This window comes from Amycolatopsis sp. MEPSY49 (assembly GCF_051337345.1).
In the GTDB taxonomy this organism is placed as follows: Bacteria; Actinomycetota; Actinomycetes; order Mycobacteriales; family Pseudonocardiaceae; genus Amycolatopsis.
Genome location: NZ_JBDLYJ010000005.1, coordinates 483624 through 505334, shown reverse-complemented (window position 1 = coordinate 505334; position 21711 = coordinate 483624). Strand labels below are relative to the sequence as shown.

Sequence of the window (21711 nt, the reverse complement as noted above, 5' to 3'; positions counted from 1 at the left end):
ACCTCACCACGCTAGGAATCCCGGCCGGGCCGCGGCGACCGTCGGACGACGTCACCCTTGTACGTCACCGCCTTCGAGCCGCAGCCACCGGTCGATCCCGATCGCGTCGAGGAACCGTTCGTCGTGGCTCACCACCACGAACGCGCCGCGGAACGCCGTCAGCGCGCTCTCCAGCTGTCCCGTGCTGACCAGGTCGAGGTTGTTCGTCGGCTCGTCCAGCAGCAACAGTTGCGGGGCCGGCTCGGCGAACAGGACGCACGCCAGCGTCGCGCGCAGCCGTTCACCGCCCGACAGCACGCCGACCGGCAGGTGCACCCGCGAGCCGCGGAACAGGAAGCGCGCCAACAGGTTCATCCGTTGCGCCGGCGGCAACGCCGGCGCAACGGACGCCAGGTTCTCGGCCACCGTGCGGTCGTCGTCCAGGAGATCGAGCCGCTGGGAGAGGAACGCGATCCGGCCGTCGGCGCGCGACACCGAGCCGCTGTCGGGAGCCAGATCGCCGTTCACCAGCCGCAGCAAAGTGGACTTGCCGGCGCCGTTGGGCCCGGTCAGCGCGATCCGCTCCGGCCCGCGGATCGCCAGGTCGACGCCGTGGGGGAACAGCCCGCGCGCCCGCAGGCCCTCGCCGACGAACAGCGTGCGGCCCGCGGGGACCTCCGTCTGCGGCAGCTCCAGGCTGATCTTCTGCTCGTCCCGCCGCGCGCGTTCGGCCTGGTCGAGCTTGGCCTTCGCCGCGCCGACGCGGGCCGCGTGCGTGCCGTCCGCCTTGCCGGCCGACTCCTGGGCGTTGCGCTTCATGGTGCCGGCGAAGATCTTCGGCAGCCCGGCGTTGCCCAGGTTGCGTGACGCGGTGCTCGCGCGGCGGGCGGCGCGCTCGCGGGCCTGTTGCATCTCCCGCTTCTCGCGCTTGACCTCCTGTTCGGCGTTGCGGATGTTCTTCTCGGCGACCTCCCGCGCGGCCCGGACGGCCTCAACGTAGGCCGTGAAGTTGCCGCCGTGGAACCGGATTTCGCCGCGGTCGAGCTCGGCGATCCGGTCCATCCGGTCGAGCAGCGCGCGGTCGTGGCTGACCACGACCAGGCATCCGGACCAGTCGTCGAGCACCGCGTACAGCCGGTGGCGGGCGTCGAGGTCGAGGTTGTTGGTCGGCTCGTCGAGCAGCAGCACGTCGGGTCGCTTGAGCAGCTGCGCGGCCAGCCCGAGCGAGACGATCTGGCCGCCGGACAGCGTGCTCAGCGACCGGTCCAGCGCGACGTCGAGGCCGAGCCGGTCGAGCTGGGCCCGGGTGCGTTCTTCGATGTCCCAGTCGGTGCCGATGGTGGTGAAGTGCGCCTCGGCGGCGTCGCCGGATTCGACGGCCGCGATGGCCGCCAGGACCGGCGCGACGCCGAGGACTTCGGCGACGGACGGCTCCCCGCTCAGCGGCAGGTCCTGCGGCAGGTAGCCGAGGACGCCGTCGGCGGTGACGCTGCCCGCCGACGGCCGCAGGACGCCCGCGACGAGCTTCAGCAGCGTCGTCTTGCCGGAGCCGTTCGGGGCGACGAGCCCGGTGCGGCCGCCCGGGAAGGTGGCGGAGAGGCGGTCGAACACGGGGGTGTCGTCCGGCCAGGAGAAGGACAGGCCGGACAGCACGATTTCGGACATGGTGAAGACCTCGAAGTGGTGCGAAGCGAAAGGGGGACGTCGAAAGCGGCCCGCGCCGGCACTGCCGGGGGCCTGCACACTCCGGAGCTATCCGGAGATGTCGACGTCACCTGCCACGACTGGTCTCCTCCACAAGGATCTTGCCTTCGAACATAGCAGGGTTGTCCGGCCACCGGCCGGGTAACCGCCCCCGATGCGCATCGTGGTCACGGGAGCAACGGGCAACCTCGGCACCGGCGTCGTCGCGGCGCTGAACGCCGATCCGCAGGTCGAGACGGTCGTCGGGGTGGCGCGGCGGCCGGCCGAGGGCGTCGTCCCGGCCGACGTCGAGCGCGACGACCTCGGACCGCTCTTCCGCGGCGCGGACGCCGTCGTCCACCTGGCCTGGCTGTTCCAGCCGACCCGCAGCCCGGAAACCACCTGGCGCGCGAACGTCCTCGGGTCACTGCGCGTGTTCGACGCCGCGGCCGCGGCGGGCGTGCCCAAGCTCGTCTACTCGTCGTCCGTCGGCGCCTATTCGCCGCGCGAAGACGACGAACCGGTGACCGAGGACTGGCCGACGCACGGCTGGCCCGGCGCGGCCTACACGCGCGAGAAGTCCTATGTGGAGCGCTACCTCGACGCGTTCGAGCAGCGCCACCCGAAGCTCGACGTCGTCCGCGTCCGGCCCGCGTTCGTCTTCCAGCGCGCGGCCGCGACGGCGCAGCGCCGCCTGTTCGCCGGGCCGTTCATGCCGGGCAGCCTGGTCCGGCCGGGACTGATCCCGCTGGTCCCGGACGTCCGGGGGCTGCGCGCGCAGGTCGTGCACACCGACGACCTGGCCGACGCGGTCCGCCGGGCCGTGACGCGGCCGGTGCGCGGGGCGTTCAACATCGCGACGGGCCCGGTCGTCGACCCCAAGTTCGCCGCTGACCTGCTGCACGCCCGGACGATCCCGGTCCCGGCGGGCGTGGTCCGCGCCGCGGTGGACGCGGCCTGGCGCCTGCACGCCGTCCCCGCGTCGCCGGGGTTGTTCGACGCCGTCATGCGGCTGCCGCTGATGGACACGAGCCGGGCGGAGTCCGAGCTGGACTGGCGGCCGAAGCACGACGCCGCGTACACGCTGAACGAGTTCCTCGCGGGGCTGCGTGAGGGCGCGGGTGCGGACACGGCCCCGCTGGCCCCGGACCGGCACCGGCTGCACGAGATCGCGACGGGCGTCGGCAAACGCCCTTAGCCGCTGGACGGGGCCTTGCTGAGGTCGACGACGCAGAAGCGGTTGCCGTCCGGGTCGGCGAGGACGACGAAGTCCGGCTCGGCGGGGTAGCGGTCCCAGTCGACCTCGGTCGCGCCCAGCTCGAGCAGCCGGGCGACCTCGGCCGTCTGCTCCGCCGTCGTGTCGACCAGCAGGTCGAGGTGCACCCGCGGGTACGGCTCGACCGGCGACTCACTGAACATGAGCCCGAGCGCGTGGCCGGAGCCGTCGGCGTGCTCCAGCGTGCGCCAGCGGTCGCTGGCCCACTCCTCGGCCACGACGAGGCGCAGCGCCGCCAACCAGAAGGCGGCGGCGCGGTCGACGTCGGAGACGCCGATCACCGGGAACCCGAGCCTGAGCACGGTCCGAGCGTAGTGCCGGGGCGAGCCCGGCGCCGCGCGATCGGGTGATTGACGCCGCGGCCCGCCGGGTAACCGCCGGGTTCGCCGCCGACGAGGAGGGCCTATGGCGACTACCGAAACGGCACTCGAGCTGCGGGTCGACGGGACCGCGCGCCGCGTCACGGTCGACCCGCGGCGGACCCTGCTCGACCTGCTGCGCGACCAGCTCGGCGTGTACAGCCCGAAGAAGGGCTGCGACCACGGCCAGTGCGGCACCTGCACGGTGCTGCTCGACGGCCGCCGCGTGCTCGCCTGCCTCGTCCTCGCGGTGACCTGCGAAGGCGCCGAGGTGACGACGGCGGCGGGCCTGGCCCCGGACGGCGAGCTGCACCCGGTGCAGCGGGCCTTCCTCGAGCACGACGGCTTCCAGTGCGGCTACTGCACCCCCGGCCAGATCTGTTCCGCGGCCGGGCTGTTGACCGAGTTTTCCGAAGGTGCGCCGAGCCACGTCACCGAACCGGTGACCGAGACTCCACAGTGGACGGACAACGAGATCGCCGAGCGGATGAGCGGCAACCTCTGCCGCTGCGGGGCCTACGCCGGCATCGTGGCCGCCGTCCGGCAGGCGGGAGGCGACCGGTGAAACCGTTCGCGTACGGCAAGCCGGCCACCGCGGCCGAGGCGGTCGAAGCCGTCGCGGGCGACCCGGCGGCGGCGTTCCTGGCCGGCGGCACCAACCTGGTCGACCACCTGAAGCTCGGCGTCGCGGCACCCGGCCGGATCGTCGACGTCACGGCGTTGACGTCGACGGAGATCCGGGAGGACGCCGACGGCGGCCTGGAGATCGGCGCGGGCGTGCGCAACAGCGACCTCGCGGCCGACCGGCGCGTGCGCGAGCGCTACCCGGTGCTGGCCCAGGCCCTGCTCTCCGGCGCGTCGGCGCAGCTGCGGAACATGGCCACCACCGGCGGGAACCCGTTGCAGCGCACCAGGTGCCTGTACTTCCAGGACGTCACGACGCCCTGCAACAAGCGGAACCCGGGCGAAGGCTGCTCGGCACTCGGCGGGGCCACCCGCCAGCACGCGATCCTCGGCGCTTCCGAGCACTGCGTCGCCACCCACCCGTCCGACCTGGCGGTGGCGCTGTCCGCCTTGGACACCCGCGTGCACGTGCTCGGGCCGGAGGGCGATCGCGAAGTGCCGTTCACCGAACTCCATCGCCTGCCCGGCGACCGGCCGGACCGCGACACCGTCCTCGAGCACGGCGACCTGATCACCGCGATCACCGTTCCCCCGCTGCCCTGGGCCCGCCGGTCGGCCTACCGCAAGGTCCGCGACCGCGCCTCCTACGCCTTCGCCTTGGTCTCCGTGGCCGCCGCCGTGTCCATTGTGGACGACCGGATCGAGGGCGTCCGGGTCGCGCTCGGCGGTGTCGCGCACAAGCCGTGGCGTGCCCACCGCGCCGAAGAGGTGCTGCGCGGCGAGCGTCCGGCCGAAGCGCTGTTCCGCGCGGCCGCCGGAGCCGAACTCGCCGACGCCCGGCCCCTCGACGGGATCGACGGGGGAAACGCTTTCAAGTTCCCGCTCGTCACCCGCACCCTGACCGCCGTCCTGCGCGACCTGACCGCCGAGGAGCGCCGCCGATGACCGAACTGCTGGAACCGGAAGCCATCGGCCGCGCCCTCACCCGCCGCGACGGGCCGGCGAAGGTCACCGGCACCGCGCCGTACGCTTACGAGGCCCCTGTCGAGCACGCCGCCTATTGCCACCCGGTGCAGGCGGCGATCGCCCGGGGCCGCTGCACGCGGGTCGGCACCGTCGAGGCCGAGTCGCTCGACGGCGTCCTGCGGGTGCTGACGCCGTTCACCGCCGAACGGCTGGCGGACACCGAGGACGCCGAGCTGGCCGTGCTGCAGGATCAAGAGGTCCCGTTCCGCGGGAGCGTGCTCGCCCTGGTGATCGCCGAAAGCCCGGAGACCGCGCGGCAGGCGGCGGACCTCGTCGAGATCGAGTACGAGCGCGACGAAGCCGACGTTGAGCTTCGCGCCGACCGCGACGACCTCTACCAGCCGGAGAAGGTCAACCCGTCCTTCCCGACGGCCACCGACGAGGGCGATGTCGACGCCGCCCTGCGCGACGCCGAGGTCACCGTCGACCAGACCTACACGACGGCGATGTACCACAACAACCCGCTCGAACCGCACACCACGACGGCACTGTGGGAAGACGACGCGCTCACGCTGTGGGACTCCACGCAGGGTGTCCACCCGGTGCGCGGCACCGTCGCGAAGGTGTTCGGCCTGCCCGAAGAGCAGGTACGGGTGATCTGCCCGTACGTCGGCGGCGGTTTCGGCTCGAAGGGCACCGCGCACGCCCCCGTCGTCCTCGCGGCGCTGGCCGCGCGGGCCGTGCCGGGTCGCCCGGTGAAGCTCGCGCTGACCCGGCAGCAGATGTTCAGCCTGGCCGGCTACCGCACGCCGACGATCCAGCGGATGCGCCTGGGCGCCGGCCGCGACGGGCGGCTGACGGCGATCCGGCTGGACGTCGTCGAGCAGACGTCGCGGATCAAGGAGTTCGCGGAGCAGACCGCGGTGCCCGCGCGGATGATGTACGCCGCGGCGAACCGGCGCACCAGCCACCGGCTCGCCGCGCTCGACGTGCCGGTGCCGTCGTGGATGCGCGCGCCGGGGGAGTGCCCCGGCATGTTCGGGCCCGAAGTGGCGATGGACGAACTCGCGTACGAGCTGGGCGTCGACCCGGTCGAGCTGCGCGTCCGCAACGAACCCGAGCGCGACCCGGAGACCGGGAACCCGTTCTCCAGCCGCAACCTCGTCGAGTGCCTGCGCACCGGCGCCGCGGAGTTCGGCTGGGCGGACCGGGATCCGCGGCCGGGCGTGCGCCGGGACGGCCGGTGGCTGGTCGGCACCGGCGTCGCCGCGTCGGTCTACCCGGCTCGCCGGCAGCCCGGCTCGACCGCGGTGATCCGGTTCGAAGAAGGCCGCTACACCGCGGAGATCGGGGCCGCCGACCTCGGCACCGGCGCGTGGACGATCCTGCCGCAGATCGCGGCGGACGCCCTCGGCGTGCCGGTCGAGGACGTCGACGTCCGGATCGGCGACACCGAGCGGCCGAAGGCGACGGTGGCCGGCGGGTCCACCGGGACGACGTCGTGGGGCGCCACCCTGGTCGCCGCCGCCGAAGCGTTCCGCGACAAGTACGGCGACCACCCCGGCGACGGGGACGAGGTTTCGGCGGACACGCCGGAGAACCCGGACGAGGACCGGTACGCGATGTACGCCTTCGGCGCGCAGTTCGCCGAGGCCCGCGTCGACGCCGACACCGGCGAGGTGCGCGTCTCGCGGCTGCACGGCACGTTCGCGGCCGGCCGGATCGTCAACCCGCGCACCGCGCGCTCGCAGTTCCTCGGCGGCATGACCATGGGCCTGTCCATGGCGCTGCACGAGCACAGCCTGCTCGACCCGCGGTTCGGCCACGTCGTCAACCACGACCTGGCGGAGTACCACATCGCGGCCAACGCGGACGTCCGCGACCTGAAAGCGGACTGGCTCGACGAGGTCGACCCGCACGTGAACCCCATGGGCAGCAAGGGGATCGGCGAGATCGGCATCGTGGGAACGGCGGCGGCCGTGGCCAACGCCGTCTTCCACGCCACCGGCGTCCGCGTGCGCGACCTGCCGATCACCCTGGACAAGCTGCTGCCGGGGCTGCCCTGATCAGTGTCCCTGGATCTCGGGCTCCGGGTACTGGCCGCGGCGGCGGTCGATCGCCGTAGTAGCGATGCCGAGGGCGATCATCGCGACGCCGAGGCCGAGGTGCAGCCAGTCGTCGGCGTCGTCGACCGGGATGAAGTTGGCCGGGCTGTCGTGGTTCAGCGCCAGGCCGAACACGAAGAGCAGGACGTACACCCCGCCGCCGATCATCAGGAACGCCCGCGATCCGCCGTTGCTCCGCGCGGCCAGCACGCCGAGCACGCCGAAGAGCAGGTGGACCAGGTTGTGCAGCACGGAAACGGTGAACACGCCGAACAGCCGCGCTCCCGATTCGTGCCCGGCGAAGTGCAGATCGCCGTAGCCGGCGGTGATCCCCGGCACGAACCCGAGCACCCCCACCACCAGGAACGCGATCCCGACCGCCAGGGCGGCGGACCGCGCGGTACTGCGCCGCGCGTGGACTTCCGTGGACATGACACCTCCGCGTGATGGGCCGGCTGAGTGGCTACCCGGCCCGGGCGCGGACAAACCGGTCACGTCGCGACGGCGGCGCGCACCTCTTCCAGCACCCGGCGCAGCGGCTGCCCGGTGGCGTCCGCGGCGGCCTTGACCTCGTCGTACTCCGGCTGCGCGGTGACGACGGATCCGTTGAGGAACCCGCGTTTCACGCTCACCTCGTGCCCGCGGTAGTCGACCGTCACACTGTCGCGCGGCAGGGACCGCCGCTCGACCGGGGACAGCCGCACGCCGAGGGTCGACGTGTGGGCGAACACCGCCGCGCAGACGCCGTCGACGCGGTCGTCGGCCGTCAGCGCCGTCAGGACCATGCCCGGCCGGCCCTTCGGCGCGGTCACCGGCGCGCACCACGCGTCGGCGGCCCCCGCGCCGCGCAGGGCGGCCAGGACTTCGGGCCAGAGCCGGGGGTCGAGGTCGTCCACCGTCGTCTCGACGACGGTCATCTTCGCGCGCACCCACGCGCGCTCCTCCGAAGCCGCGCCGACGACCACACGGACGATGTTCGCGTGCCCGGGTGGATCGGCCGTGCCCGCGCCGACGCCGACCTTGACCGGCACGCACGCCGGCATCGGGCCGTAGGTGCCGGCCAGCGTCACGAGCAGCGCGGCGCCCGTGGGCGTGCACAGCTCCCGCGCCGCCGGGTGCGCGGCGACCGGCGCACCCGCGTCGGTGAGCAGGGCGAGCACCGCGGGCGGCGGCACGGTGAGCCGGCCATGCGCCGCGGTCACCGTGCCGCCGCCGACGGCGATCGGCGAGACCGTCACGGTCGCGTCCAGCAGGCCGAGCGCCTCCAGGCCGAGGGCGCACCCGACGATGTCGGCGATCGCGTCCAGCGCGCCGACTTCGTGGAAGTGCACGTGGTCCCGGCCGATGCCGTGCACGGCGGCTTCCGCGTCCGCCAGCCGGCCGAACACCTTGCTGGCAAAGGCTTTCACGGCCTCGGGCAGTGCGGCTTCGGAGATCAGGCAGAGGATCTCCGGGAGGTGGCGGGCGTGCCGCGTCTCGGGCGCCTCGACGACGACGTGCCGCGCCCGCAGGCCGTGCCGCCGCACCACCCGCTCGGTCAGCCGGATGCCGTCGACGCGCAGCGCGGCCAGGCCTTCGGTGATCGCGTCGAAGTCCGCGCCCGCGTCGACCAGCGCGGCCAGCAGCATGTCGCCGGCGCAGCCGTTGCCCGCGTCGATCCACGCGACGGTCACGGTGCCGCCGACTGCCGGGCGACGCGGGCGGCGGCGACGCCCGCGCCGAAGCCGTTGTCGATGTTGACCGTCACCACGCCGGGGGCGCAGCTGTTGAGCATGGTCAGGAACGCGGTCAGGCCGTCGAGGTGCCAGCCGTAGCCGACGCTCGTGGGCACGGCGACCAGCGGCTTGCCGCACAGTCCACCGAGGACGGTCGGCAGCGCGGCCTCCATACCGGCGATCGCCACGACGGCGTCGGCGGCGGCGATCCGGTCGCGTTCGGCCAGCAGCCGGTGCAGCCCGGCCACGCCGACGTCGACGACGAGGTCCGACTCCGCGCCGAAGACCGCGACCGTCGTGGCGCACTCCCGCGCGACGGGCAGGTCCGACGTCCCCGCGCACACGACGGCCACCTTGCCGCGCGGCGGTGGCACGGTCCCGAGCGTCACCGTGCGGCCGGTGTCGTCGATGTCCGCGCCGGGCAAGCGATCCCGGCACAGCGCGCGCGCCTCGTCGCCGGCCCGCGTGGCGAGCACCGCGCGGTCCGGATGGGCTTCGTGCAGCCGCGCGAGCGCGGCCGCGATCTGCTCCGGGGTCTTCCCCGCCCCGAACACCACTTCCGGATCCCCGGTCCGGGCGGCCCGGTCGAGGTCCAATCGCGCAAAGCCCAGATCGGCGGTCGTCGCCGTAACCCCAGTCGATACCACCTTCGACACGTTAGCCTTCTCGCGCGTCGTATGTAAACTGCTCCCGGGGGATGTCGCACGAATACGGCAATGGGTTGACTGGGTGGACCCGCCGCGATCGACTTACCGAACGCAAGACGCCTCGAGCGGAGGACATAGTGCTGTTCTTTTGCCGAAATGGGATCACCGCGCCCGCGCTACCAGCGGGGACGCCGTAATGGACGCCGGAATCGAAGACCGGCTGCTGGACCGGGTCCGCGCGCTCGGCGCGGTCGCCGTCGCCTTCTCCGGTGGCGTCGACTCGGCGCTCGTGCTGGCCGCGGCGGCGCAGGCGCTGCCCGGCGGCCGCGTGCTGGCGGCGATCGCCGACTCGCCGAGCCTCGCGCGGGCCGAACTCGCCGCGGCGCGGGAAATCGCGGCCGGCCTCGGCGTCGAGCTCGCCGAGGTCCCGACCGGTGAGCTCGACGTTCCCGGATACCGGGACAACGCCGGCGACCGCTGCTACTTCTGCAAACGCACGGTGCTGGACGCGATCGGCGCGCTGGCGCTGCGGCGCGGGTTCGCGCACGTGGCGACCGGGACGCACGCCGACGACCACCGCGCCCTGCACCGGCCCGGCCTGCGCGCGGCCCGCGAGCTGCGGGTCGTCGAGCCACTGGCGGCGGCCGGGCTGGGGAAGGCCGAGGTCAGGGCGCTGGCGGCCGCGTGGGCGCTGCCCGTGGCGGACAAGCCGTCGACACCTTGCCTGGCCTCACGTATCTCCGTGGGCGTGCCCGTCTCTTTACGGAGGTTGGGACTGGTGGAACGCGCCGAGATCGCGGTGGGCGCGCGGCTGGCCGAGGCGGGGATCCGCCCGCACGACCTGCGCGTCCGCTTGCTCGGCCGGGGATTCCGGGTGGAGGTGGATGGCCCTGCGCACGGGGCAGTCGCGGCGCGGCCGGGGCTCGCCGCGGCCGTCGTCGGCGAACTCGCCGGCCTCGGGCTGACCGGCCCGGGCGAGATCGGGGCCTATCGCGCACCCGCACTCGCACCACCGTCGTAGGTCATTTGCCCGCGCGGTGATTTGTGCCGTCGCCGAACGGGCTATGAAAAAACCACACACCGGACCCGTCGCTGTCACGTCGGATATATTCGTCGGCCAATTGCGACGATTCGTGTACGGACCGAGTCGATCATTATCGGTTGCCGTGCCGAAATCACCGTGTCGGTTATTCCGTCTTGCCGAGCGCGTTTCTCGGCTATATTTCCCGAGTTCGGCGGTTGCCGCTGCGAGCGGTAGCCGCCCGCGTACGGTGGGGGAGGATCGCATGTACTTCGAGTTGCTCGGCACCTTGCGGGTCCAGCGTGACGGGGAGCGGGTGGACCTCGGCGGGCTGCGCCAGCAGCGGCTGCTGGTGATGCTGCTGCTGAACGTGAACAAGGTGGTCGGCGCCGACCGGCTGCTGGAGGCCATGTGGGACGGTGAGCCGCCGGTGACCGCGCGAAGACAGCTGCACAACGCCGTCGCCGCGCTGAGACGCAGCTTCGGGGCGGCCAAGCACCTCGTCGTCAAGGACGGCCCCGGCTACCGGATCACCGCGGACCCGCAGAACGTCGACGCGCACCGGTTCACCGCGCTGGTCGCGTCCGCCTCGGCGGCGGCCGCGGCCGGGCGGACCACCTTCGCCGTCGAGCACCTGGAGGCGGCGCTCGCCCTGTGGAACGGGCCCGCGCTGTCGGGGTTGCAGAGTTCGGTGTTCGAGATCGCCGCCGCGCGGCTGGAAGAGAACCGGTTGACCGCGACCGAACGGCTCATCGGGCTGCGCCTGGACGGCGGCGAGGCGTCGGCGCTCGTGCCGCAGCTCGGCGAGCTCGTCTCGCGGCACCCGCTGCGCGAGGAGACCCGCAAGCTGCTGATGCTGGCCCTGCACCGGTGCGGCCGGACGGCCGACGCGCTCAACGCGTACGAGCAGGGCCGGCGGATGCTGCGCGACGAGCTGGGTGTCGACCCCGGGGCGAGCATCCGCGAGCTGTACGAACGGATCCTGCGCGACGACCCGCCGAAGCGGCGGCCCGAGCCCGCGCCGGGCCGGTCGTTCCTGCCGTACGACACCGCGCACTTCACCGGCCGCGCCGAGGAACTGCGCTTCCTGGCCGGCAGCCGGCCCGCCGGGACCGCGTTGAGCATCCTGGCCGTCGACGGGATGGCCGGCGTCGGCAAGACGACGCTGGCCGTCCGGCTCGCCCACCAGCTCGCGCACCGGTACCCGGAGGGCCACCTCTACATCGACCTGCACGGGCACACGGCCGGCCAGACGCCGCTCGAACCGGGCGCGGCGCTGGAGCGGCTGCTGCTGGACTTCGGGCTCCCGCCGGCCCGGATCCCCCGCGACGCCCGGCAGCGCGCGGCCCGCTGGCGCGCGGAGGTCGCCGAGCGGCGCGTCCTGGTGGTGCTGGACAACGCCCTCGACGCCCGGCAGGTCCGCCCGCTGCTGCCCGGCACGGGCAAGGCGCAGGTGATCATCACCAGCCGCCGCCGGCTGACCGGCCTCGACGGGGTGACGTCCCGCTCGCTGGACGTCTTCCCGGCGCCGGACGCGGCGGCGCTGTTCACCCGGATCGCCGGACCGGAGCGGACCGCGGGCCGGCCGGACGCGGTCGCGGAGATCGTGGCGCTGTGCGGGAACCTGCCGCTGGCGATCACGATCGCGGCGTGCCGCTTCCACAACCGGCCGGCGTGGACCCTGGACGACCTGGCGCTCCGCCTGCGCGACCGCGGGCGGCGGCTGGCCGAGCTCGGCCTGGAGGACCGCAGCGTGGCGGCGCGGTTCGAGGTGTCGTACGAGCGGCTGACGGCCGAGCAGCGCCGGCTGTTCCGGGCGCTGGGCGCGTTCGCCGGCGAGGAGTTCGACGCGGCCGACGCGGCGCTGCTGCTGAGCCGGCCGGTGCCGGAGGCGGAACGGCTGCTGGAGGAGCTGTTCGACGCCCACGTGCTGCGGCAGCGGACGGCGGGCCGGTACCACTTCCACGCCCTGGTCCGGGAGCACGCCCGGGCGAAGGGCGAGGAGCCCGAGGCGCTGCTGACGACGTTCGGCCGCACGACGCTGCCCTCGGTCGGCGCGCTGGAGTGCAGCCTCGGCTGACCCCGCCGCGATGCAGTGAATGACTCGTTCCTGTCGCCAGGCGACAGGAATGAGTCATTCACGTCGTCCGGGCGGGCTGTCCTTCGGTGACAACTCCGGTACCGAGCGCGAAGCCTTGTCTCGCAATGCATCCGCACCGATGTAGCGCTGATGCAACGCCGATGGTCCCGCCCGGCATCCTCGGGTCCAGGAGCCAAAACCGTGGTCCCGCAGCAGAAAGTGATGCCATGGAGTTCACGCACAAGACCGTCCTGAGCCCCGAGCTGCGCGCCCGGGTGCTCGCCGATCCGAGCATCGGCGGGGGAAACCTGCTGCCCGCCATGCTCGAACTCAACCCGTTCCCGGACGAGCCCTTCATCCACTCGCTCACGCCGATCCCGTACACCGACGGCGAGACGCGGCACTGGTTCAGCCTCCGCGACCTCGACCACCTCGTGCAGAGCTGGTCGGTCTGGTACCTCGAGCGCGGGGTGCGGCCGCACGACCGGGTCGCCGTCTTCCCGCCGGACTCCATCCAGTACTTCCTGCACCTCTCGGCGCTCGCGCGGATCGGCGCGATCTCCATGCTGATCAACAGCAACGCGAAGCGGGACAGCGCCGTCGCCCTGATCGAGCGCAGCGGGGCCATCGGCCTCTACACCGACGCCGAGCGGCTCGCCCGGGTCGCCCCGGACCTCGACCGGCTGAACCTGAAGTGGGTCCACACCTACCAGGACGGGCCGCCCTCGGCCGTCCTCCCGGACGCGGACCGGTTCCGGCACCACCCGGACGACCCCGTCGGCCTCATGCACTCCTCCGGCACCACCGGCCTGCCGAAGCCGGTCATCCACACCCACAAGACCATTTTGGACGGTCCGAAGTGGCGTGCGGTGAACTACCAGGAAGAGCCGGACGCGCTCATCCTCAACGCGCTTCCGCAGTCGCACCAGGGTTGTGTGTCCTTCAACGCCTACGCCGTGCTGGGCGGGCAGCCGATGGTCGTCCACCGGGACGTTTCCGGCAGCGAGCTGGCCGAAGCCGTCGAGACGCACAAGCCGACGATGGTGATGGCCTTCGGCCACGCCTACCCGGAGCTCGCGGCGATCGAGACGCCGAAGGGCGCGCTCGACTCGGTGAACATCTGGGTGTCCATGGCGGACGCCATCCACGAGCGGCACCTGAAGAACATCCTCGGCCGCCGGTCGCCGGAGCTGCCACCGGCCGCGTTCCTGGACCGGCTCGGCACCACCGAGCTGGGCTGGGGCGTGCTCATGCAGCCGCGCACCCTCGCGACCGAGCGCAACGACCGCTGCGTCGGCAAGTCCGTCGGCTACGCCGAGGTCGCCATCGTGCGGGAGAACGGCACGCTCGCCGAGCCCTACGAGTACGGCTTCCTCGGCGCGAAACCGCCGTCGATGACCGTGGGGTACTGGGGCAACCAGGACACCTACTACCGCAGCAAGCTCGCCGGCTACTGGCTGACCGGGGACGTCGCCTACCGCGACGAAGAGGGCAACTTCTACCAGGTCGACCGCGCGGTCGACGTCGTGCACACCGCCGAAGGGCCCGGCTACTCGGTGCTCATGGAGGAGCTGATCCTCAACGAGGTCACGGGCGTCGAAGACTGCACCGTCGTGGCCGGCGGTTACGGCGGCCGGAAAGTGGCCGTGGCCGTCGTGACCGGCCGGGACGTCGACGCCGAGAAGGTGCTGTTCGCGGCCAACGAAGCCCTGCGCGCCAACGGGAAACCCGAGTTGTCGGTCGTCGAGGTCGCCGCCGGCGACGACGACTTTCCGCTCGGTGTGACCGGGAAGTCGCTCAAGCGCTTCCTCCGCGACAAGTACAAGGACCTCGCCGTCCACGTCCGGGACCGCCGGGGCAAAAACCTCGCGACGAGCGACGCGCTCGCGTGACCATCGGAGAAGAGACGATCGCCGTGACCCACCAAGACCAACTGCTCGTGTTCGACGAGACCGTGACCCGCGCCCGGGTCGACGGCTGGCTGCGGTACCTGGCGTCCGCCGGCTCGCCGACGCAGGTGTACCGCCTCGGCGCGAGCCACGTCCTCCCGGTGTCCGGAGTGGACAACCCCGAGCTGCTCGCCGCGGCGGCGGACCTGCCGTCGCCGACCCGGCGCGTGCCGCGGGGCGGCGAGGCGTGGCTCGGCCGCCGGGAGCTGCGGCCGGCCGGGACGGAGGTCACCTTGGGCCCGGCCACGATCGGGGACGGCTCGGTGGCGGTGATCGCCGGGCCGTGCGCGGTCGAGACGCCGGAACAGATGCTGGCGACGGCGGAGCTCGTCGCCGAGCACGGCGCCGTCGCGTTGCGGGGCGGGGTCTTCAAGCCGCGGACGTCACCGCATTCGTTCCAAGGTCTCGGGTTCGGCGGTCTCGAGCTGCTCGTCGAAGCCCGGAAGCAGACCGGCTTGCCGTTCGTCACCGAGGTCGTCGACGCCGAGCACGTCAAGCGGCTGGCCGAGGTCGTCGACGGCTTCCAGATCGGCGCGCGGAACATGCAGAACTTCGCGCTGCTGAGCGCGGTGGGCCAGAGCGGCCTGCCGGTCGTGCTCAAGCGCGGGTTCGGCTGCACGGTCGAGGAGACCCTTTCCGCCGGGGAGTATCTGCTGCTGGAGGGCAACGACCAGGTGGTGCTGTGCGAGCGCGGCATCCGCACGTTCGAGCCGTCGGCGCGGTTCACCCTCGACCTGACGGCGGTGGCGCTGTGGAAGCAGCGCACCCACCTGCCGGTCATCGTGGACCCGAGCCACTCCGGCGGACGTCCGGAGCTGGTGGAGCCGCTGTCGCTCGCCGCGGTCGCGGCCGGTGCGGACGCGCTGCTTGTCGACGTGCACGTCCAGCCGGAGCAGGCGCTGTGCGACGCCAAGCAGGCGTTGCGGCCGGAGCAGTTCGCCGGGCTGATGACCCGGCTCGCCGGCGCCGCGGCCGGCCTGGGCCGCACCTTGCAGAAACGCTGACCAAGACGTCGTGAGTGGGAAACAGGGTTGAACACTGTTTCCCACTCACGACCTGTACGGGAGTGGGAGACAGTGTTCGGGGAGACGTCGGAGATCGCCGTGGTCGGGCTGGGCCCGCGCGGGCTGTCGGTCGCGGAACGGCTGAGCGCCAACGCACGCGCGCTCGTGCCGCGGGGCCACCGGCTCGTGGTGCACCTCGTCGACCCGCGGCTGGCCGACGGCGGCCAGGTGTGGCGCAGCACGCAGGACCGCCTGCTGCTGATGAACACCGTCGCGTCGCAGGTGACGATGTTCGTCGATGACACCGTCGACTGCGCGGGCCCGGTCGTGCGCGGCCCGAGCCTGTACGAGTGGGCACGCTCGATCGCCCTGCTCGGCAGCCCGGCCGTGCCGGACGCCGTCCGGGCCGAAGCCGAGGAGCTGGGGCCGGACGACTACCCGTCGCGGGCGTTCTACGGCAGTTACCTGCGGTGGACGCGGCGGCGGATCACCCGGACCGCGCCGCCGTCGCTCGAGTTCGTGGCGCACCAGGCGCGGGCGGTCGACGTCCGGGACGCCGGCGGCCGGCAGGACGTCTTGCTGGACGACGGCACGACGATCGGCGGGCTGGCCGCCGTCGTGCTGGCGCTCGGCCACCAGCCGCACGAGCTCAGCCCGGCCGAAGCGGACCTGAGCCGGTACGCCGGGCGGCACGGCCTGCGATACGTGCCGCCGGGCAACCCGGCCGACGCGTCGCTCGACGACGTGCCCGCCGGCGAACCGGTGCTGCTGCGCGGGATGGGCTTGAACTTCTTCGACCACCTGGCCCTGTTCACGCTCGGGCGCGGCGGCGAGTTCACCCGCGAGCCGGGCGGCGCGCTGACGTATGTGCCGTCCGGCCGGGAGCCGCGGCTGGTCGCCGGGTCGCGGCGCGGCGTCCCGTACCAGGCCCGCGCCCGCAACGAAAAGGGCGCGTCCGGACGGCACGAACCGCGGTTCCTCACCACATCCGTGATCGAGCGGCTGCGGGACGGCGCCGACTTCCGCCGGGACGTCTGGCCGCTGATCGACCAGGAGGTCCGCACGGTCTTCTACGCGGCCCTGGTGCGGGAACGCGGATGCGCGTGCGACGTCGAGGAGCTCACCGAAGCGTTCGCTGCGGCCGGGCCCGCGGAGGTGCCCGCGGATCCGTTGGCGGTGCGCGAAACCGAGGCGCAGCGGATCGTGCTGGCCAAGTTCGGGCTCGACCGGACCTGGGACTGGCGGACGGTCGCGGCGCCTTACTCGGCGGCCGACCTGGCTTCGACGGCGACCTTCCGCGTGTGGCTTCGGTCCTTTGTGGACATGGAACTCGCGGAGGCGCACAAGGGCAACGTGACCGGCCCGCTCAAGGCGGCCACGGATGTGCTGCGCGACCTGCGCAACGAGATCCGGCTGGTCGTCGACCACGGCGGCATCTCCGGCGCGTCCTACCGCGACGACCTGCGGCGCTGGTACATGCCGCTCAACGCGTACCTGTCGATCGGGCCGCCCGCCGGGCGCGTCGAGCAGTTCGGTGCGCTCCTCGACGCGGGCGTGCTCGAAGTGCTCGGCCCGGACCTGCGGATCGAGGCGGCCGGCGGCCGGTTCGCCGCACGCTCGGCGGCGTGCCCCGACGTCGCGATCCGCGCGAAGACGCTGATCGAGGCACGCCTGCCGGACACCGATTTGCGGCGCACGACGGACCCGCTGCTGCGCGCGTTGCTGGCGCGCGGGGAATGCCGTCCGTACCGCATCGGCGAGTTCGAGACGGGCGGCCTCGCGGTGACGCGCCGGCCGTACCACGTGCTGGACGCGGAAAACCGGCCGCACCCGAGCCGGTTCGCGTTCGGCGTGCCGACCGAAGCGGTGCACTGGGTGACGGCGGCGGGCATCCGGCCCGGCGTCAATTCGGTGATCCTCGGCGACGCGGACGCCATCGCGCGTTCGTGCCTGCGGATCGCCGTCGAACGGGACGACTTGGGGAGGACCGCATGAGCGAGCTGCTCGCTCCCGCGTGGGCCGGAACCGGCGCCGGCGCGCTCGTCGACGACCACGCTCTGCTGGCCGCGATGCTCGACACCGAGGCCGCGCTGGCCGAGGCACAAGCCGAACTGGGTGTGGTTCCCGAGACCGCGGCGAAGGCCATACGAGAGGTGGAGGTGACCGACCTCGACCTGCGGTCGATCGCGGCGGGAGTGCGCGAGACGGCGAACCCGGTGGTCGCCTTCGTCGCCGGGCTCACCGCGGCCGTCGCCCCGGCCGCCGCCGAGTACGTCCACCGCGGCAGCACCAGCCAGGACATCCTCGACACCGCCCTGATGCTGCTGTGCGCGAGTACCCTCGACCGCGTCGAGCGCGATCTGCGAACCACCGCCGCGAGCCTGGCGGACCACGTCCGGACCCACCGGGACACGCCGATGGCCGGGCGCACCCTGACCCAGCACGCCGTGCCCGTCACGTTCGGGCTCAAGGCGGCGACCTGGCTGCACCTCGTCCTCGACGCCGTCGAGCGGGTGCGCCGGGCGCGCGCGGACCTGCCGGTCTCGCTCGGCGGCGCGGCCGGAACGCTCGCCGCCTACGAGGAGTACGGGCCCGGCTCGCTGGAACTGCCCGACCGCGTGGCGGAAAAGCTCGGCTTGGCCCCGCAAGTCCTGCCCTGGCACGGGAGCCGCACGCCGATCGCCGACGTCGCTTCGGCGCTGTTGGTCACCACAGGCGCACTCGGCAAGATCGCCGCGGACGTCCTCGTGCTGGCCCGTACCGAGATCGGCGAGGTCACCGAGGAGCGCGCGCCCGGGCGTGGGGCGTCCTCGGCGATGCCGCAGAAGCACAACCCGGTGTTCGCGACGCTCGTGGCGACCGCGGCCCGGCAGCTGCCCCCGCTCGCCGTCGTGCTGTTCGCGTCGATGACGGCCGAGGACGAGCGTTCGTCGGGTGGCTGGCACGCCGAGTGGCAGCCGCTGCGGGACGCGCTGCGCATCACGGCCGGGGCCGCCGCCAACTCCGTCCGGCTGGCCGAGACGCTGCGGGTGCACCCCGAAGCGATGGCGGCGAACCTGCGGCTGACGCGGGGCGCGATCGTCTCCGAGCGTATCAACGCCGTCCTGGCCCCCAAACTGGGCAAGGCCGCGGCCAAGCGCCTGCTGACCGAGGCCACCGCCGAAGCCGAGCGCACCGGCGCGGACCTGGCCGGCCTGCTCGACGTTTCCCCCGGCCTGCTGGACCCGGCGGGCTACACCGGACTTTCCGGCCCGCTGGCCGACCGGGCCCTGGCCCGCTTCGAACGCGAGGAGCGACGATGACGACCCTGGACTTCGCCCACGAGCGGACCGATCCGATGCCCGCCGACCAGCGCGAGGAGCTGCTGCGGATGCCGGGCTTCGGGTCGCTCTACTCCGACCACATGGTCACCGCCCGGTGGACCGCCGGCCGCGGCTGGCACGACGCCCGCAGCCGGCCCCTCGCCGCGTTCTCGCTGCACCCCGCGACCATGGCGTTCCACTATGGACAGACGATCTTCGAGGGGCTGAAGGCGTTCTGGCGCCCGGACGGCAAGCACGTCCTCTTCCGGCCGCACGACCACGCCGCCCGGTTCGCGCGGTCGGCCCGCCGGATGGCCATGCCGGAGCTGCCGGAGGCGGACTTCCTCGCGGCCGTGACGGCGCTGTTGCGCGTGGACGGCGATTGGGTGCCGCGGGCGCGTGGGCACAGTTTCTACCTGCGGCCGTTCATGATCGCCGGCGAGACGCACCTGTCGAACCGGCCCGCCGAGGAATACCTGTTCGCGGTCATCGGCAGCCCCGCCCGGCCCGCGACGGCGGAACCGGCCCCGATCCGGCTGTGGGCGTCTCCCGAGTACGTCCGCGCGGCGGACGGCGGCACCGGCACGATCAAGTGCGGCGGCAACTACGGCGGGTCGTACGTCGCGCAGCGCGAGGCCGCGGCGCACGGCTGCCACCAGGTCGTCTGGCTGGACGCGCGCGAGCGCCGGTACGTCGAAGAAGTGGGCGGCTCCAACCTGTTCTTCGTCGAAGGCGACCGGCTCGTGACGCCGCCGCTGAGCGGGACGCTGCTGGCCGGCGTCACGCGCGACTCGATCCTGCGGCTGGCCCCGCGGCTCGGCTTGGCGGTCGCCGAAGAGCCGGTCACCCTCGACGACTGGGAACGCCGCTCCCGGGAGGGTCGCATCACCGAGACGTTCGCGTGCGGCACGGCCCGCGCGCTGGCCCCGGTCGGGCACGCCGTCACGCCGGACCGCGAGTGGGCCATCGGCGACGGCATGACGGGCCCGGTCACCCGCCGCTTGCTGAACGCCTTGCTGGACATTCAGTACGGCGAAACCCCCGACGAGTTCGGCTGGTTGCACACCCCGGAGAGGACCCCGTGAAGATCGACTTCTACTTCGACCCCGCCTGCCCGTTCGCCTGGATCACCTCGCGGTGGATCCTCGAAGTCGAACGCCACCGCGAAATCACCCTGCGGTTCCGCGTGATGAGCCTCGGCGTGCTCAACGAAGACCGCGAAATCGAGCCGTGGTACCGCGAGTTCTGCGACCGCTCGTGGGGCCCGGCCCGGGTCTGCGTCGCCGCCGCCCAGCAGCACGGCGAGGAGGTCCTGCGCGACCTCTACACCGCGCTCGGCACCCGGATCCACAGGGGACGGAACAAGGACTTTCCCGACGTCGTCGCGCAGGCACTGGCCGAGGTCGGGCTGCCGGCCGGGCTCATCGACGCGATGGAGAGCACCGAGTACGACGAAGCCCTGCGCAAGAGCCACGCCGAGGCGCTGGCCCCGGTCGGCGCGGACCTCGGCACCCCGGCCATCCACGTCGACGGAATCGGCTTCTTCGGGCCCGTGCTCAACGCCATCCCGCGCGGGCGGGATGCGGTCGACCTCTTCGACGGCGTGGTCGCGCTCTCGCGCAATCCGCACTTCTTCGAGCTGAAGCGCGCCCGGACGCCGGGCCTGAGTTACGAGTGAGGGAACGGACATGAGACGCATCGGGTTCGTCGAGTCGAACCGGTCCGGATCCGGCTTCGACGCCCTGCGGGCGGCGCGCGGGCTGGGCCTGCACGTCACCTTCTTCAGCTGCGGGCTGGACCGCTACCACGCGACGCCGGGCGGCACCGAAGTGCTGGACCGGTGCGTCGACGAGTTCGTGTCCTGCCCCACCCACGAGCTGGAACCGCTGCTGGAGGCGGTCAAGGCCGTCGACGCCGCCAAGCCGCTCGACGCACTGCTCTCGGTGGCCGAGTACGAGGTCATCCAGGCCGCCGAAGCGGCCCGCCAGCTCGGCCTGCCCGGCCCTGACCCGGCCGCCGTCCGGATCGCCCGCGACAAGGCCGCGCAACGACGGCGGTGGGCCGAACGCGGGGTGCCCGTGCCGGAGTTCCGCGTCGTCACGACGGCCGGGCGGGCCGTGCTGGCGGCGGAGGAGATCGGGCTGCCGTGCGTGGTGAAGGCGGTGGACGAGACCAGCGGCGCGCACGTCGTCCGCTGCACCACGCTCGATGAGGTCACCGGGACGTTCACCGCCATCCGTTCCGCGACGACCAACCGCCGCGGCCAGGCCCGCTCGCCCGAGGTGCTCGTCGAGGAGTGCCTTGTCGGGTTCGAGGTCAGCGTCGAGGTGCTGGCCGAGGCGGGCACGGTCCGTGTGCTCGGCGTCACCGACAAGATCCTCGGCGGCCGCAACCGGTTCGTCGAGCTGGGGCACGGCTTCCCGACGGCGTTGCCCGCCGCGGTCCGGCGCGAGCTGGAGTCGGCCGCGGTGGCCGCCACCGAGGCCGTCGGCTTCGACCTCGGCATCGCGCACGTCGAACTCAAGTACACCGGCGACGGCCCGAAGCTGATCGAGATCAACCCGCGGCCGGCCGGCGACCGGATCACCGAGCTGATGGACGCGAGCTTCGGGTGGTGCACGATGGAACTGCTGATCCGCCAGTACCTGGGGGAGTCCGCCAGCGACGTCGTGACCGAGCCGGCGCGCGGCGCGGCCATCCGGTACCTCACCGCCGACCCCGGGATCGTGACCGCCGTGACCGGCCTGGACATCGCGACCGCGGTGCCCGGGGTCCGCGAAGCCGGGGTGTCGGTGCGGCCTGGTGGGCGCGTCGACCCGTTGCGGGTCAACGAAGACCGCGTCGGCCACGTCCTCGCGACGGCCGCCGACGCCTACCTGGCGGGCCGGATCGCCGAGGCGGCGGCCCAGCAGATCGTGGTCGAAACCCGCGCCGATGCGCCGCCGATGGCCCGCTGATGGCCGCGTCGGCGAGGCTGGACGGCGTCCGGACGGGAGGAAGA

At 73.1% G+C, this 21711-nt stretch carries 18 protein-coding genes; 13 read left to right on the top strand and 5 right to left on the bottom strand.

Annotation, left to right across the window (positions count from 1 at the left end; translation table 11 throughout):
* Positions 1-51: 51 nt before the first annotated feature.
* A complete protein-coding gene (locus ABFJ78_RS25505) occupies positions 52-1644 on the bottom strand; it encodes an ABC-F family ATP-binding cassette domain-containing protein (RefSeq protein ID WP_436388877.1) in 1593 nt (530 codons plus the stop codon).
* Between the two features lie 193 nt (positions 1645-1837).
* Here ABFJ78_RS25505 and ABFJ78_RS25500 point away from each other — a divergent pair, with 193 nt between their 5' ends.
* Entirely contained in the window at positions 1838-2860 is a 1023-nt protein-coding gene (locus ABFJ78_RS25500) for an NAD-dependent epimerase/dehydratase family protein (RefSeq protein WP_436388876.1), read from the top strand.
* Here ABFJ78_RS25500 and ABFJ78_RS25495 read toward each other — a convergent pair.
* Positions 2857-3240, bottom strand: a complete 384-nt coding sequence (locus tag ABFJ78_RS25495) for a VOC family protein (RefSeq protein ID WP_436388875.1) — start codon at positions 3238-3240, stop codon at positions 2857-2859. The genes ABFJ78_RS25500 and ABFJ78_RS25495 overlap by 4 nt on opposite strands.
* Before the next feature lie 103 nt (positions 3241-3343).
* Between ABFJ78_RS25495 and ABFJ78_RS25490 the strand changes: the two genes are divergently transcribed.
* Genes ABFJ78_RS25490 through ABFJ78_RS25480 form a run of 3 tightly spaced genes read left to right on the top strand, consistent with a single transcriptional unit; the run spans position 3344 to position 6953 of the window.
* Positions 3344-3862, top strand: a complete 519-nt coding sequence (locus ABFJ78_RS25490) for a (2Fe-2S)-binding protein (RefSeq protein WP_436388874.1) — start codon at positions 3344-3346, stop codon at positions 3860-3862.
* Entirely contained in the window at positions 3859-4866 is a 1008-nt protein-coding gene (locus tag ABFJ78_RS25485) for an FAD binding domain-containing protein (protein WP_436388873.1), read from the top strand. The genes ABFJ78_RS25490 and ABFJ78_RS25485 overlap by 4 nt, the downstream gene beginning before the upstream one ends.
* On the top strand, positions 4863-6953 hold the full coding sequence (locus tag ABFJ78_RS25480) for a xanthine dehydrogenase family protein molybdopterin-binding subunit (protein WP_436388872.1): 2091 nt from the start codon (positions 4863-4865) through the stop codon (positions 6951-6953). The genes ABFJ78_RS25485 and ABFJ78_RS25480 overlap by 4 nt, the downstream gene beginning before the upstream one ends.
* On the opposite strand, the gene ABFJ78_RS25475 is transcribed toward ABFJ78_RS25480, so the two are convergent.
* The 3 genes from ABFJ78_RS25475 to larB are packed head-to-tail and all read right to left on the bottom strand — an operon-like array spanning position 6954 to position 9363.
* The gene (locus ABFJ78_RS25475) at positions 6954-7424 is read right to left on the bottom strand and encodes a DUF4383 domain-containing protein (RefSeq protein ID WP_436388871.1); all 471 of its coding nucleotides are present in this window, start codon (positions 7422-7424) and stop codon (positions 6954-6956) included. It lies immediately after the preceding gene.
* 59 nt (positions 7425-7483) lie between these two features.
* Positions 7484-8665, bottom strand: a complete 1182-nt coding sequence (gene larC, locus ABFJ78_RS25470) for a nickel pincer cofactor biosynthesis protein LarC (RefSeq protein WP_436388869.1) — start codon at positions 8663-8665, stop codon at positions 7484-7486.
* Positions 8662-9363, bottom strand: coding sequence for a nickel pincer cofactor biosynthesis protein LarB (gene larB / locus ABFJ78_RS25465; RefSeq protein ID WP_436388868.1), 702 nt, complete (start codon positions 9361-9363; stop codon positions 8662-8664). Before larB ends, larC begins: the two co-directional genes overlap by 4 nt.
* 187 nt (positions 9364-9550) lie before the next feature.
* Here larB and ABFJ78_RS25460 point away from each other — a divergent pair, with 187 nt between their 5' ends.
* From ABFJ78_RS25460 to ABFJ78_RS25420, 9 genes are all read left to right on the top strand, one after another.
* The gene (locus ABFJ78_RS25460) at positions 9551-10375 is read left to right on the top strand and encodes an asparagine synthase-related protein (RefSeq protein ID WP_436388867.1); all 825 of its coding nucleotides are present in this window, start codon (positions 9551-9553) and stop codon (positions 10373-10375) included.
* A gap of 265 nt (positions 10376-10640) precedes the next feature.
* Positions 10641-12455 carry a BTAD domain-containing putative transcriptional regulator gene (locus ABFJ78_RS25455; RefSeq protein ID WP_436388866.1) on the top strand — a complete coding sequence of 605 codons (1815 nt, stop codon included), beginning with the start codon at positions 10641-10643 and terminating at the stop codon, positions 12453-12455.
* Between the two features lie 227 nt (positions 12456-12682).
* A complete protein-coding gene (locus tag ABFJ78_RS25450) occupies positions 12683-14347 on the top strand; it encodes a class I adenylate-forming enzyme family protein (RefSeq protein WP_436388865.1) in 1665 nt (554 codons plus the stop codon).
* Positions 14344-15408: a 3-deoxy-7-phosphoheptulonate synthase gene (gene aroF, locus ABFJ78_RS25445; RefSeq protein WP_436388864.1), complete on the top strand. Its 1065-nt coding sequence runs from the start codon at positions 14344-14346 to the stop codon at positions 15406-15408. Before ABFJ78_RS25450 ends, aroF begins: the two co-directional genes overlap by 4 nt.
* Positions 15409-15480: 72 nt before the next feature.
* Positions 15481-17403: an FAD/NAD(P)-binding protein gene (locus tag ABFJ78_RS25440; RefSeq protein WP_436388863.1), complete on the top strand. Its 1923-nt coding sequence runs from the start codon at positions 15481-15483 to the stop codon at positions 17401-17403.
* Positions 17400-18710 (top strand): 3-carboxy-cis,cis-muconate cycloisomerase, encoded by a 1311-nt coding sequence (gene pcaB, locus ABFJ78_RS25435; protein WP_436388861.1) that lies wholly within the window; start codon positions 17400-17402, stop codon positions 18708-18710. The genes ABFJ78_RS25440 and pcaB overlap by 4 nt, the downstream gene beginning before the upstream one ends.
* Entirely contained in the window at positions 18707-19795 is a 1089-nt protein-coding gene (locus ABFJ78_RS25430; RefSeq protein WP_436388860.1) for a branched-chain amino acid aminotransferase, read from the top strand. The genes pcaB and ABFJ78_RS25430 overlap by 4 nt, the downstream gene beginning before the upstream one ends.
* Positions 19792-20388, top strand: a complete 597-nt coding sequence (locus ABFJ78_RS25425) for a DsbA family oxidoreductase (protein WP_436388859.1) — start codon at positions 19792-19794, stop codon at positions 20386-20388. The genes ABFJ78_RS25430 and ABFJ78_RS25425 overlap by 4 nt, the downstream gene beginning before the upstream one ends.
* 10 nt (positions 20389-20398) lie before the next feature.
* Positions 20399-21667, top strand: a complete 1269-nt coding sequence (locus ABFJ78_RS25420; RefSeq protein ID WP_436388858.1) for an ATP-grasp domain-containing protein — start codon at positions 20399-20401, stop codon at positions 21665-21667.
* Positions 21668-21711: the final 44 nt, after the last annotated feature.